The 13,283-nt window shown below is 64.4% G+C and carries 13 protein-coding genes and 1 tRNA gene; 8 read left to right on the top strand and 6 right to left on the bottom strand.

What is annotated here, in order from left to right; all coding sequences use genetic code 11:
• Positions 1 to 27: 27 nt before the first annotated feature.
• Positions 28 to 609, bottom strand: coding sequence for a hypothetical protein (locus tag FBZ93_RS08255; protein WP_074128707.1), 582 nt, complete (start codon positions 607 to 609; stop codon positions 28 to 30).
• A 388-nt stretch (positions 610 to 997) separates the two neighbouring features.
• Between FBZ93_RS08255 and FBZ93_RS08250 the strand changes: the two genes are divergently transcribed.
• Positions 998 to 1,657 carry a peroxiredoxin gene (locus FBZ93_RS08250; protein WP_074128706.1) on the top strand — a complete coding sequence of 220 codons (660 nt, stop codon included), beginning with the start codon at positions 998 to 1,000 and terminating at the stop codon, positions 1,655 to 1,657.
• Positions 1,658 to 1,678: 21 nt separating this feature from the next.
• On the top strand, positions 1,679 to 1,951 hold the full coding sequence (locus tag FBZ93_RS41260; RefSeq protein ID WP_433995390.1) for a deoxyribodipyrimidine photo-lyase: 273 nt from the start codon (positions 1,679 to 1,681) through the stop codon (positions 1,949 to 1,951).
• On the opposite strand, the gene FBZ93_RS08240 is transcribed toward FBZ93_RS41260, so the two are convergent.
• A complete protein-coding gene (locus FBZ93_RS08240) occupies positions 1,948 to 2,820 on the bottom strand; it encodes a DMT family transporter (RefSeq protein WP_146985449.1) in 873 nt (290 codons plus the stop codon). The genes FBZ93_RS41260 and FBZ93_RS08240 overlap by 4 nt on opposite strands.
• A gap of 161 nt (positions 2,821 to 2,981) precedes the next feature.
• Positions 2,982 to 4,547: a winged helix-turn-helix domain-containing tetratricopeptide repeat protein gene (locus tag FBZ93_RS08235; RefSeq protein ID WP_146985448.1), complete on the bottom strand. Its 1,566-nt coding sequence runs from the start codon at positions 4,545 to 4,547 to the stop codon at positions 2,982 to 2,984.
• 102 nt (positions 4,548 to 4,649) lie between these two features.
• Here FBZ93_RS08235 and FBZ93_RS08230 point away from each other — a divergent pair, with 102 nt between their 5' ends.
• Positions 4,650 to 6,788 carry a GNAT family N-acetyltransferase gene (locus tag FBZ93_RS08230; protein ID WP_146985447.1) on the top strand — a complete coding sequence of 713 codons (2,139 nt, stop codon included), beginning with the start codon at positions 4,650 to 4,652 and terminating at the stop codon, positions 6,786 to 6,788.
• 41 nt (positions 6,789 to 6,829) lie between these two features.
• Here FBZ93_RS08230 and FBZ93_RS08225 read toward each other — a convergent pair whose 3' ends face one another.
• Positions 6,830 to 7,309, bottom strand: a complete 480-nt coding sequence (locus FBZ93_RS08225; protein ID WP_246667410.1) for a hypothetical protein — start codon at positions 7,307 to 7,309, stop codon at positions 6,830 to 6,832.
• A 154-nt stretch (positions 7,310 to 7,463) separates the two neighbouring features.
• Between FBZ93_RS08225 and FBZ93_RS08220 the strand changes: the two genes are divergently transcribed.
• On the top strand, positions 7,464 to 7,679 hold the full coding sequence (locus FBZ93_RS08220; protein WP_146985446.1) for a hypothetical protein: 216 nt from the start codon (positions 7,464 to 7,466) through the stop codon (positions 7,677 to 7,679).
• Positions 7,680 to 8,015: 336 nt separating this feature from the next.
• On the opposite strand, the gene FBZ93_RS41715 is transcribed toward FBZ93_RS08220, so the two are convergent.
• Positions 8,016 to 8,138 (bottom strand): hypothetical protein, encoded by a 123-nt coding sequence (locus tag FBZ93_RS41715; protein WP_274613371.1) that lies wholly within the window; start codon positions 8,136 to 8,138, stop codon positions 8,016 to 8,018.
• Positions 8,139 to 8,372: 234 nt separating this feature from the next.
• On the opposite strand from FBZ93_RS41715, the gene FBZ93_RS08215 reads away from it, so the two are divergent.
• The gene (locus FBZ93_RS08215; RefSeq protein ID WP_146985445.1) at positions 8,373 to 10,649 is read left to right on the top strand and encodes a cation:proton antiporter domain-containing protein; all 2,277 of its coding nucleotides are present in this window, start codon (positions 8,373 to 8,375) and stop codon (positions 10,647 to 10,649) included.
• Between the two features lie 31 nt (positions 10,650 to 10,680).
• Here the strand turns inward: FBZ93_RS08215 and FBZ93_RS08210 are convergent, their stop codons facing one another.
• A complete protein-coding gene (locus FBZ93_RS08210; protein WP_050420490.1) occupies positions 10,681 to 11,127 on the bottom strand; it encodes a hypothetical protein in 447 nt (148 codons plus the stop codon).
• A 222-nt stretch (positions 11,128 to 11,349) separates the two neighbouring features.
• Here FBZ93_RS08210 and FBZ93_RS08205 point away from each other — a divergent pair, with 222 nt between their 5' ends.
• The 3 genes from FBZ93_RS08205 (at position 11,350) to FBZ93_RS08195 (ending at position 13,274) form a co-directional block, all read left to right on the top strand.
• A complete protein-coding gene (locus FBZ93_RS08205; RefSeq protein WP_146985444.1) occupies positions 11,350 to 11,625 on the top strand; it encodes a hypothetical protein in 276 nt (91 codons plus the stop codon).
• A gap of 90 nt (positions 11,626 to 11,715) precedes the next feature.
• Positions 11,716 to 11,792 (top strand) — tRNA-Arg (locus tag FBZ93_RS08200).
• Positions 11,793 to 12,035: 243 nt separating this feature from the next.
• On the top strand, positions 12,036 to 13,274 hold the full coding sequence (locus tag FBZ93_RS08195) for a tyrosine-type recombinase/integrase (protein WP_146985443.1): 1,239 nt from the start codon (positions 12,036 to 12,038) through the stop codon (positions 13,272 to 13,274).
• The last annotated feature ends 9 nt before the right edge of the window (positions 13,275 to 13,283 follow it).

Raw genomic sequence — 13,283 nt, 5'->3', positions numbered from 1 at the left:
CGGTGATCACATCACCTGGGATGAAGGTCACATCATCCCGATGTCGAACACATTGGGCAGCTGGGTCGCGAGCGGCAGCGCGGCCGCGCCGACCAGCGTCGCCACCATTGCCGCCAGCGCACGCCCGGTGCGGCGCTGACCGCGCATCCGGCCGGCGATCCACTCCAGAACCTTGGTGTCGATCTTCGTTCCCTGGGTCGGTGCCCAGCGATCGATTTCGGTGTCCGCCGACAACGCCACCGTGCGCGGCGGCACCGGCAGGCCGGACTCGGACGCGGCGTGATGGGCGATCGCCTTGGCGAGCAGATCGTCGAACCGGCCGCCATCGCTGCGCTCGGCAGCGGCCTCGTTGATCGAAAACAGCGCCTCGATCTCGGCCCGGCTGACCGGCTGATGCTCGACCGCAGCCGCCGTCAGGATGCGCGCGCACCAGGCAGCGTCATCGGCATCGAGTGACCGGGAGAAATGGATACGACCCTTGGTGGTCGGGCCTTCGCCGGTGATGACGCCGTCGCGCACGATGGTCAGCGCATGGGCGGCGGTCTTGCGGCAGGATGGGGACAACGCACCGCTGAGAGCCTCAGCGGTCTTGGTACTTGGGGTAGACATTGTGGGAGCTTTCAATTCCTATCTCAGGCCAGCTTTTCCATGCGGGCGTAAACGAGTGGTTAATGATTCGGAACTTGGGTTCCGAGATTTTTAGATGGTTGCTATTTGGTCGCTTTAAACGCTGTCACGGTTCAGTCCTATAGCAGTCAGGGCCGGCGTGATGACCGCGATAAGCGGCATTATCTGGGCATTTCCAAGCTTTTGTGCCGCATCTGATATTTCGTCGCAGAGCTTTGGATCAAAACAAGTTGCTTGGAATTCCACGCTCAAGGAGAAATGTTTCACCTTTTTTCAGAACCCGTTCACTTAAGCCTTTTCCAGTCCTATACTGGAACAGACCGCCTCAAATACAAATTCTTCTGCAACTTCAAAGAGATGAGGTAAAATCATGGCACTTCAGATTGGCGCCGTCGCTCCCGACTTCGAAGCCGAGACCACCGAAGGAAAGATCAAGTTCCACGACTGGATCGGCAGCAGCTGGGTGCTTTTGTTCTCCCACCCCAAGGACTTCACCCCGGTCTGCACCACCGAGCTCGGCGCACTCGCGCGCCTGAAGCCCGAATTCGACAAGCGCGGCGTCAAGCTGATGGGCCTGTCGGTCGATCCGGTCGACCGCCATGCCAAATGGTCGGAAGACATCAAGGAAACCCAGGGCGCCGCGCCGAACTATCCGATGATCGGTGACACCGACTTCAACGTGTCGAAGCTGTACGACATGCTGCCGGCCTCGACCTCGGGCGATCCCCTCACCCGCACCGCTGCCGACAACCAGACCGTCCGCAACGTGTTCGTGATCGGACCGGACAAGAAGATCAAGCTCGTGATGGTCTATCCGATGACCACTGGCCGGAACTTCCAGGAGATCCTGCGCTCGATCGACTCGCTGCAGATGACCGCCAAGCATCGCGTCGCCACCCCCGCCGACTGGAAGCAGGGCGAAGACGTGATCATCGCGGGCTCGGTCAGCGACGACGAGGCCAAGACGATCTACCCGCAGGGCTGGAAGGCACCGAAGCCCTATATCCGCATCGTGCCGCAGCCGAAGTAACGGCAGGTACGCAGCTGCCGGGTGGCAAGCGCACGGCCTGTCATCGTCTGGTTCCGCGACGATCTGCGGCTGTCGGATCACCCGGCCCTGCACGGAGCGGCCAGCCGCGGCGTGCCCGTGGTTGGCCTCTACGTCCGCGACGAACAAGGCCTTGGCCGTAAACTCCAGCCGCGCGCCCCCTCGGGGGCGCGACGCGCTGGTGGCGGGCGCAATCCCTGCGCGCGCTCGGCAAGAGTCCGAGGAGCCGCGAACGCGCACTTGCGGCTTACGCCAGAAATCCGCCGCAGCAATTAAGCGCGGCGGTTGACCAGCAGCACCGCCGCCGCGCAGGCGGCCATGCCGGCAATCGCGACAATGTCTAGCTTCTCGCCGAACAGGACATAGGCCATCAGCGCGGTCGTTGCCGGCACCAGATAGAACAGGCTCGCGACCGAGGTCGCGGCATGGTGACGGATCAACCAGTACAACAGCCCGATCGAGCCGATCGACAGTGCGAACACCAGCCAGGCGATCGCCAGCACGAACTCGGTGGTCCAGTGCACGACATTGGTCTCGAACAGATATGCGCCGATGCCGAAGAAGATCGTCACCGCGACGTACTGCACCAAATTGCCGGCGCGCCAGTCGATCCGGTTACAGTAGCGGCGCTGATAGAGCGTACCGAGCGTGATGCTGATCAGCGAGACGCCGGAGGCAAGCCAGCCCCACCCGGCGTCGCCGGTCATCGGCCGCTCGTGCAGGATCAAGACGACGCCGGCTAGACCGAGCACCAGCCCGCCCCATTGCAGCGGCGTGACGCGCTCCCCTAACCAGCGGTTGGCGATGGTCGATGTCAGGATCGGTTGCAGCCCCGGGATCAACGCCGACAGGCCTGCGGGAATCGAATGTGCGATCGCAATCGCGGTGCCGCCGAGATAGAAACCGTGCACCAGGATGCCGGCCACCGCGCTGTGCAAGACGCCGGTCCGGTCTGGCCATTTCGGCCGTGCCAGCGCGGCGATCACCGCCATCACCACCACCACGAACGCCATCCGGATCGCCAGATAGGTCAGCGGCTCCGCGTTGTTGATGACGTATTTGGTGCCGATGAATCCCGTGCTCCACAGCACGACAAAGATTGCCGGCGCCAGACGAGCGGCAGTTTCCTCGAAGCCCTTGTTCATTGCAGGCCGTCATTGCCTGAAGATGCGGCAGCCGGCAATCGCGAATTTTGGCGGGTTGCTGCGCCGGTGCTGCATCCACTGCCAAACAACCGATGGCCGCGCTGCGGCCGGACTTGGCCCACGTCAACTCGCGGGTTCGGGAAGCAAGCGGCCGTGATCCGTCAACCGGTGAGACCCGCCTTGCGCAATCCGTCGAGGAAATGTTCGCGATCGGAGGGATTGCGATATCGGTCGGCCCTGGCCTGCGCGAGGTCGAGGGTTCTCGCCGGCACGGCGCGGCCATTCGCATTCAATTCGCGACGTCGCTGGCTGACGAACGCGTCGGCCTCGGCCTGCGCCTCGTCGATCCGTCCGATCTGCGCATAGCAGGCGGCAAGGAGCCCGTGCGACCACCTGTCGAACGACCGCGCCTCCATCACCGCCTTGACCGCCTGCTCGTACTCGCGCCCCGAATAGAGGGCGAGCGCGTGATACCAATGGTACAAATTGGGCGGAAAGGGATTGAGCCGCTTGGCTGTCCCGATCCACGTCAGCGCCTCGCGCCAGCGTCCCCAGTAGACCAGGATGTTGGCGAAGACCGCAGCGACATCGGCATCGTTCGGGTTGAGCGCGAGCGCGCGGCCAAAATGGATTTCGGCCTTGGCATCATCCCTGCTCAGGAACAGCAGCTGAGCGAACACGCCATGCGACCAGGCGTCGCCATCCTCGATATCGAGCGCGGTCTCGATCTCGCTCCGCGCCTCTTCCAGCGACGCAGTGGTGGGCGATTCGAGAAACACGTCACAGACGATGGTCCAGGCGATGTTGACGTGGGCGCGGGCATATTGCGGGTCGAGCGCGACGGCGCTTCGAAAATAGTCCCTGGCCTGCGCCATCGCCGTCACGGTCAGCTGACGCCAGCGCTCGTTGCCGAGCAGGACCAGATCGTAGGCGGTAATGCTGGAGGTCGGCTTGCGCCTTGCGATCTCGCGACCGGCGTCCTCCATCCGGCCCGGCAGGGCCGCGACGATCGCCCGGACGATCTCGTCCTGCAGGGCGAAGATGTCCTCGAGATCGCGGTCGTAGCGTTCGGTCCAGAGACTGTAGCCACTCGCGGCATCGAGCAGCTGGATGATCACCCGCATACGGCTGCCGATCGTGCGCACGCTCCCTTCGGCGACGTAGCGGACGCCGAGCTCGCGGCCGACCCGTTTGATCTCGGGTGTCTGCCCCTTGTAGGCGAAGCTGGAGTGACGGGCGACGACGAGCAGTGACCTGAACCGCGACAGTTCGGCGATGATGTCTCCCGTGATCCCGTCGGAAAAGTAGTCCTGCGCGGGATCGCCGCTCAGATTCGACAGCGGCAGCACCGCGAGCGACGGCTTGTCGGACGGCGCCGGCGCCGACGATACGGGCGAGCTCGGTTCGGACACGCTCGCAACCGCCGGCCCGACATAACGATAGCCGCGGCGCGGCAGCGTCTCGATCCAGCTCGCGCCGCCGTCAATGTCGGCAAAGGCCCGCCGCAGCGCGGCGATCTGCACCGTCAGATTGCTTTCCTCAACGGCAAGCCCCGGCCACGCCGCCTGCATCAACGCGTCCTTGGAAACCGGCGATCCGGCCCGCTCGACAAGCAGCCGAAGCAGCACCACCGCGCGCCGTCCGAGCGCGACCGGTTCGGACTCCCGGAACAGCGTCTCGGCCCCTGCGTCGAGGCGGAAGGGACCGAACTGGTGGATCGTCGCCATGGCTCTGGAGACTACATTTTTTGCAACTTTTTCGGAACGGATTCAGGACCTCCGGAAAGCGGACGATCATGCTGCGGGCCGAGCAACATCGAGGACTGCACGATGCGCGATTCATCCCATGCGGTGGAGACGGACGAGCTGACGTCTCGTCCCGGTTCGAACGTGATGGCCGGTGCCCCGGACCGGGGGCGCCGCGAGCTCGAAGCCGTCCAGGCGCTGGCCCCGCTGATCGCTGCGCACCGCAAGGCGTTCGACCGCGAACGGCGGCTGCCCGACGCGGTTTTCGCTGCGCTGGCCGATGCCGGCCTGTTCCGGCTGTGGCTGCCGCAAGCGCTCGGTGGACCCGAGCTGTGTCCCTTCGCATTCGCGCGCGTCGTCGAAGCCGCCTCGGCGGTCGATGGCTCGGTCGGCTGGCTGGTCGGCAATGGCGCCGGCATGAGCCGGATCGGAGGTTACCTCGATCAGTCCGTCGTCCGCGAGTGGTATGCCGACCCGCGTGCATTTGTCGCAAGCGCGACCGGAGCTGTGGGCACGGCGACCGCGGTTGCAGGCGGCTATCGCCTGTCCGGGCGCTGGCCGTTCGGCAGCGGCGCGCATCACGCGACGCGCTTCATGGCGCTGGCAAGCGTCAAGCCCGACGATCCGGCTTCGCCGCTTCTCTGCTGCTATCCCGGGCGGGAGGATGTGACCATCCTCGACAATTGGCACGTGTCCGGACTGCGCGGCACCGGCAGTTGCGATTTCGAGGTACGGGATATTTTCGTGCTGGCCGCGCACGTCCATCCCTTTCTCGGGTTGCAACCGACCCAGCCCGGCCTGCTCTATCGGATGCCGCCATCATCGGTGTTCGCATGGAGCATCTGCGGGGTGCCGCTCGGCATCGCGTCCGGTGCCATCACTTCGTTCGCGGAGCTCGCCAAAGGCCGCGCCGGAAGCCGAGCCGCGCTCCGCGAGCGCGAAATCGTTCAGGCGACGGTCGGGCGGACGCGCGCGATGCTTCGCGCCGCCCGCACCTTTCTGATCGATGCCATGACCGAATTGATGGCCGCGACCTCCATCGGCGGCCAACGGCTGGTGCAGGCGCGCGCGGACATTCGGCTTGCCAACGCACACGCCGCGGAGACTGCGACGTCCGTCACCGATGCTGGCTGCCAGCGCCGGCGCCGTCGCCATCTTCGAGACCTGCGCCCTCGAGCGCGCGGTCAGCGATGTACGCGCAGCGGCGAAGCATATCGCGATGAGTCCGAACAATTACATCACCGCCGGCCGGCTGGCGCTCGGGCTCGATCCCGGCACCGCGAGGTTTTGAAGATGAGCCGACCAGCCACGGAGCTGCCGATGTCAGTGATTTGCCGGCCGGCCCGCCCAGCGGATCTGGAATTTGCCGACGCCCTCGTCGTCGCCAGCATCAACGATCTCACGGAACGGCACGGCTTCGGACCGATGGCGGCTTCCTCTCCGCCCAAATTCCAGCTGTTCTCCATGAAGGACGATCCCGACGGTCTCTGGGTGGCGGAGGAGAACGGGCGGATCCTCGGCTTTGCATGGAGCTGGGTGTGCGGCGACATGTGGTTTCTGGCGCAGCTGTTCGTGTCGCCCGATCAGCAGGGGCGAAACATCGGCAACGAACTGATCAAGCGAACCATCGCGCACGCCGAAAAATCGGGTGCGTCCAACCGCGTGCTCATCACCTTCAGCTTCAACACGGTATCGCAAGGGCTCTACATCCGTCACGGACTGCTTCCGCGATTTCCGATCTACAGTGTCGGTGCATCGCGCGAACAGTTGCTCGCGCACTTGCACGGTCCGCGATATGCCATCGCACCGCTCGCGCTGGAGGCCGCGACGCTGCGCCGCCTCGCGCAAGCGGACGAGCGGATCCTCGGCGTCTCGCGCGAAAAGCATCATCGCTACCTGATCAGCGGCGGCGCGGCGACCGGATTCAGCCTCCACGATGGAAACGATTGGATCGGCTACGCCTACGTGGATGCCGGTGGTCATATCGGACCGCTCGCAGTCACGGAGCCACACACCATGGCTCCCGCCCTGAGAACAGCGCTGTACCTGGCGGCCGAGAGCGGCGCGTCACGGATATCGGCATTCCTGCCCGGCACAGGCAAGGCGGCGCTCGATACCGCGATGACGCTGGGAATGCGGATCAAGTGTCCGATGCTGCTGATGTCGTCACGGGAGTTCGGCGATTGGGCCCAGTATCTGCCGCGTAACCCGGGCTTCATGTAACCGGCGCGGGCCTCTGTCCGACCGCCACGTAGCGCCGATCGTCATCTGAGGTGATACTTCCTGCCGTTCGTGTTCGGGTCGGTATTGTCGCTTGTCGAGAGCAGCAGGACGGGACCGAAAAAGCTCTTGTTGTCCCGGAAGAGCTGGAATCGGCCGCCGCCCTTGGCGGCGATCTCCTCCAGGTCGCTGTTTGCCGGGCCGAGCAGCTTGTCATTTTCATAAAGCCGGGCGGCACCGAGCTCGCCGTCCAGAAATTTGACGGGAATTTGGTACGCGTGCCCCTTCAAGAAATAGAAGGTGCCGCGGAGCAGGTTCCTGTCGATCGGACTTGGAGGAAGCAGATAAAGGAACGCACTCGACGCCAAGGCAAAAAGCGTCGATCCGATCACAATGCCGGTATTGGCGGATATCCTCAACGACGTTTGTCCCAGGTTCTTGCTCGCGAGGCGTCTCTGTAGCGCGCGTCTTCGTCGCATACAACCGACGCGCATCCGCCAAGCGGCTTTCACGGCGTGATGCATGCCGGCGAGCCTCCCATGAAAGGAACGCCTGCCCGGCACAGGCGTTTCCAAATGATCGGAGGCGCACCGCATGCGAGCCCAATGCGGGGTCATCGCGACGTCACACAGCGAGCTGGCACGTCACCGAACCAGACCAACAATTCAGGATGAGCGCATGGTCGAAACCGGCAAGATCTTTCGTGTTCGCTGCGTCGACAATACCTTGCAGCGGGACACGCTCTCGCTCGGCCATGTCTATGACGTAACGCAGGATAACGAACGTGACGGCTATTACGAGCTCAGTGGACTGGGGCGCTTCAGCCGGTCCAGATTCGAGGTCGTGGAGGCGCCGAACGCTGCCGATGTCCGCGGGAAGTCCGGGTCGAGATAGCCTGGGGGGTCGGTGCCGGGCATCGTCACATCAGCCGGAAGGCACGACCGGGCGTCTGAGGCGGCGCCTCGCGAACGCGTGATCGGGCGCCACCCCCGGTTGCCTTCATTTGGGCACCGATCGGGAACAGGCTTGCCGGGCGAGAAGCAAAGGCGGCCGCCGCAGGGGGTGCCTGCAATTGACCTATCGATCCCACAGCAGCTGGCAGGACGTGGATCTGCGTAACCTCGTCCGCGTCATATCGGCCTGCACCCTCGGTCTTTGGGCATTCGCGGCCGGCCTCCTGATCGGGACCTTCCTGCTTTGATAGTTGGTCCGGCGGACACGCCGCCAGCCCTACCCGCCGCTCAGATGATGGGCGGCGACGAACAAAGCGAGCGCGCTCAGCACCAGCGCTGACGTAGCGCCGGCGACGCTGCGCGCAAGTTCAGCCTTCGAAAGATTGGATCTGGTTGCCATCAGAACCTCCTGTGCGTGCGAGCCGAGGCCCGACCGCCTCGGCGGTGAGACTCGCGCTCGGGCTCACTCTTGGGACCACAATCGCATCACGAGGATGAACGCATCATGAGTGAAACGAACGGACGTCGCCCGGGTTCCAGAATCTGACCCGTGTGGATCGCTTTCGGAACCAGGGCGTTGACCGCTTGCGGCAAACGGGCCGAGCCGCGCTGGAATTTGGCAATCGGAGACGCAATGCTGATCCGCTGGGGGCGGCTTCAACCGACGATCTGGGCGGTCATCACGCTGCTTGCGACCGTCACCGCGGCCGACGCCGCCGGCGACGCGGCAGCGAAACCTTCCGAGTTCATCCTGCTCGCCCAGATCGCGCTGCTGATCGCGGTCGGACGCGGCCTCGGCGAGCTGATGCAGCGGATCGGCCAGCCCTCCGTGATCGGCGAACTGCTCGCTGGCCTGCTGCTCGGCCCGTCGCTGTTCGGCTGGCTGTGGCCGTCGGCGCACAGCGTCGTCTTTCCGCCGTCCGGCGAGCAGAAGGCACTGATCGACGGCATCGCGCAGTTCGGCATCCTGCTGCTGTTGTTGTTGACCGGCATGGACACCGACCTCAAGCTGGTGCGCAAGGTCGGCCGCGCCGCGGCGACGATCTCGGTCGCGGGCATCGCGGTGCCGTTCGTCTGCGGCTTTACGCTCGGCGAATTCTTGCCCGACAGCCTGTTACCGCATCCCGAAGCGCGGCTGATCGCATCGCTGTTCCTCGGCACCGCGCTGTCGATCTCCTCGGTGAAGATCGTCGCGGTCGTGGTGCGCGAAATGAACTTCATGCGCCGCAATGTCGGCCAGATCATCGTCGCCTCCGCGATCATCGACGACACCATCGGCTGGATCATCATCGCCGTCATCTTCAGCCTCGCCTCACGCGGCACCCTGGATGTCGTCTCGGTCGCCCAGGCGCTGTTCGGCACGCTGGTCTTCCTCGCCGTCAGCTTCACGATCGGCCGCCGGCTGGTGTTCCGGCTGATCCGCTGGGCCAACGACAATCTGGTCTCGTCGGCTGCTGTGATCACCGTGATTCTGCTGCTGATGAGCGTGATGGCGATGATCACACACCTGATCGGCGTGCACACCGTGCTCGGCGCCTTCATCGCCGGCGTGCTGGTCGGGGAATCCCCGATCCTGACCCGACAGATCGACGAGCGGCTGCGCGGGCTGATCTCCAGCCTGTTCATGCCGGTGTTCTTCGGGCTCGCTGGCCTCGCCGCCGACCTCACCGTGCTCAGGGATCCGCAGCTCCTGCTGCTGACCGCGGCGCTGATCCTGATCGCGAGCATCGGCAAGTTCGGCGGCGCCTTCGTCGGCGGCGCGCTCGGCGGGCTGACGCGGCCGGAATCCTATGCGCTGGCGAGCGGCATGAACGCGCGCGGCTCGACCGAGGTGATCATCGCCACCATCGGCCTGTCGATGGGCGTGCTGAGCCAGACCATGTTCTCGATGATCGTGACCATGGCGATCCTGACCACGATGGCGATGCCGCCGATGCTGCGCAGCGCGCTGGCGCGGCTGCCGCTCGGCAAGGACGAAAAGGAACGGCTGGAGCGCGAGGAAGTCGAGCAGCGCGGCTTCGTCGCCAATCTCGAGCGATTGCTGCTCGCGGTCGACGAGAGCAACAACGCGAAATTCGCCGCCCATGTCGTTGGCCTGCTCGCCGGCGGGCGCGGCCTGCCCATCACTGTGCTGCATGTCGGCGCCAATGCCAAGCTGCAGGAGAAGAACCGCGCCGACGAGGAGAGCCCCGAGGCCGCGGTCATCAACGCCGCCGAGGCGAGTGCAAGGGCCAGCGCCGAGGCCGACGGCGGCCGCGACGACAATGTCGACGTCATCAGCCGCGCCCGCGAGGAGACGGCGGCGGAGGCGATCGCGGAGGAAGCCAGAAAGGGCTTCGACCTGCTCGTGGTCGGCATCGACGCGGTCGCAGGCCCCGACGGCGGCTTCGACCGGCGGATCGACGAGCTGACCTCCGGCTTCGACGGCCCGCTGGCGATCGCGGCCGCCAAGGGTGTGCACGAGAGGGAGCCGACGGCGAATGCGCGGAAGATCCTGGTGCCGGTCTCGGGCAGCAACGTCTCGCGGCGCGGCGCCGAGGTCGCGATCGCCCTGGCCCGCCTCAGTGCCGAGCCGCTGCAGGTGGTCTACGTCTCGACCACGCGCGACAAGGGCGCCCGCCGCTCCAGCCCGAGCATGTCGCTGGCCCCGGAGGAAGCGATCCTGAAGGACATCGCGGCAACCGCTGCGCGCTACGACATCAATGTCGCGACGCGGCTGCGCGCCAGCACCGCACCGGAGGTCGCGATCCTGCAGGAGATCACGGCAAGCCGGGCCGATCTCGTCGTCGTCGGCGTCGACCGCATCCAGGGCGACAGCCTGAATTTCGGCAGCGTCGCGGCCGCCGTGCTCGGCAAGTCGAAAGCGTCGGTATTGCTGGTGTCGGATGGCGACGTCAGGCCGAAAACCTGACGGCAGGACCTCAGGCGGGAACGGCCCGCGCCTACCACTCTTCCGGACAGGGATCGACGATCTTCCAGAGGTCGACCCCGTTCTTGATCTTCTTCATCTCGGTGGTGAGCCCGCCGTTGCGGCGGATCCAGTCCTTCACCGTATCGGGGTAATAGGACATCAGGTCGGAGGTACCCTCGAGACTGGTGACCTTGATGCCGAAGGTGAAGGCCTTGTCGTAGTACGCCTGGTGGAAGCCGATGCTGGCCTTCGGCGTCACGCAGATCTTGTTCAGCGGCACGATGCCGAACACCAGCGTGCAGGCCGAGTTGCAGATGCCGTCGATCACGACGCGCTCGCGGCGCTCGCGGATCAGCTTGTACTTGGCCTTGTACTCCTCGACATAGCCGCCATGGTCGCGCGTGATGTGCAGCACGGCCCGTGCTGGCGTGACCGCCAGGACCGAGAGCAGCAAGGCGACAAGGGGCGTGATGCGCATGAAATGTTCTAAACCGAGGGAAAGGCGGCCCGGGCGGACCTGACCGCAAGACTCTGGCCGGACTGTGTTGGCAATCCGTTAAGCATCCGCAAAAAGGCAAAATTTGGCGCGCTGTGACTGATTTCCCGCAGCTTTTGGCCGGATTCCGGGTTAAATGAGTCGTTAGAGGACCGTGGAGCGGCCGGTGAAGCCGATTCCAGCGTGAATGCCCGGAGGCCGCCAATGACCAAGACCAAGCTTTTCGCCGCCCTCGCCCTGACGATTTCGTTGGCTGTCCCGGCCGCTGCGGCCGATCTGACGGCCACCCCGCACCACCGGCATCACCATCACCGGCATGCCTATTGGGGCCTGCCCTACCACATCAGCTATCTGCACAATTACGGCCCGGGCCCGGCGGCCGGCAGCTTCGCCTATTACGACGGCCCGGCGACCAACAAGTGCTACCAGAGCTCGGCGGCCTATGTCGGCCAGGATCACCGCCGGCATCCCTGCTTCTGAAGGCCGGGCGGGCAAACGGCCAGCGCTCGGCGCGGACACCGCGCGAGGCTGCTGGCCCTGTCAGCCCAAGTCTGATAATCGACCTCCGCGGCGCTCGTAGCTCAGCTGGATAGAGCATCGGATTTCGATTCCGAGGGTCGGGAGTTCGAATCTCTCCGAGCGCGCCATCTCCAAGTTCGCGATCATTCTTCAGCGTTCGCGATCATTCAGCTAATGAGCCAAAAACAGTATTATTCACAATTATTTAATGTCCGAAAGCCACCGCATTCGTCCGTTTGCATTCGCAGCCATTCGCGATCCGGATTATCCCTCAAGCCACCACTCGCGCCGAGTTAGAAGCTCCTTTATAAGAAATCGAGGGCTCGGAGAACGCCGCAATAGGCGCCGACCGGCCGCTGAGGACCACCAGAATGGGCGCTTCTCGACACGCGATTTCGGCCAAGAACTACCTCGCCATCCCGAGCGGCGATTATCCCTGCGGCAACAATCTGTATCTCGTCGTGGCGCCGTCCGGCGCGCGTCGTTGGCTGTTTCGCTTCCAACGGAACGGCCTCAAGGACAGCATGGGCTTCGGGTCCGCGCGGGATGTCTCCTTTACGGAAGCCCAGGACAAGGCGATTGACGCCCGGCGTCTCCTCGCCAAAGGCATCAATCCCAAGGAGCACCGAGACGAGGAGCGCCGGGCGCAGGCGTGCCCGCTGTTTGGCAGTTTCGCCTCGGCCTGGCGCCACACCTATGAGCAGAGCCTGAAGCATCTCGCGTCGCGCAACAAACTCAAGCGCAATGTCGATGTGCATTGCGTTGCGCTGCACAAGATGCGGATGGATGAAATCGTCACCGATCACTTGATCAAGCTCGTCCTCGACCCGATCCGGCATCAGGTCGAGAACGCGCGCGACGTTCGACAGCGCCTCAAGCTGATCTTTGATGCGGCCATCGCAGACGGTCTCCGGAAGGATAATCCAGCGGACTACGACACCAGGCTGCGCCCCAAGATGGGCAAGGCGCCCAAGCGTGGCCGTATACGAGGTCATCATAAAGGCATCTCGCACCAGAGCTTGCCGGGCTTCATGGCAAAGCTCGCCGAAAGCCCAGATCAGAGCGCCCGCGCCATTGAAGTCCTCACCCTGACCGTCGCGCGGACGGCTGAGATCATGCATATGCGTTGGTCGCAACTCGATCTCGATACCGGGCGATGGGGGATCAAGGCGGGCGACATTCCCGAGGATACCGACGGCGGCGAAGGTACGAAGAACGACATTGACAAGCTTACGCCGCTCCCACGCCAGGCCGTCGCAATCCTGCGTGAAATGCACGATAGCAGGGTCGGCGATTACGTGTTCCCTGGCCGCGACCTCGCTGGTCCCATGTCCAATAACACCATGCTCAAGCGGCTCAAGGAGCTTTCCGGTGACCAGGCACTGACGGTTCATGGTCTGCGCGGCACGTTCCGGACCTGGGCGCAGGAGGAAACCAATTTTGAAGTCGAGATCGTGGAGCACTGCATGCATCACATTACGGGTGACGCCGCAGAGAAGGCATACAAGCACGGCGCCGCATTACGGAAGCGGCGTGAAGTCTTGCAGGCGTGGGCAGACTACGCTCTGAAGTCGGCTGGGAAGGTGATCACGTTGGGTCGGGCGGCCTAGGCGATAAGT

This window comes from Bradyrhizobium macuxiense (assembly GCF_007993935.1).
GTDB classification, from domain to species: Bacteria; Pseudomonadota; Alphaproteobacteria; order Rhizobiales; family Xanthobacteraceae; genus Bradyrhizobium; species Bradyrhizobium macuxiense_A.
The sequence above is the reverse complement of the archived record's forward strand: the minus strand, read 5'-3'. Positions and strand labels throughout refer to the sequence as shown.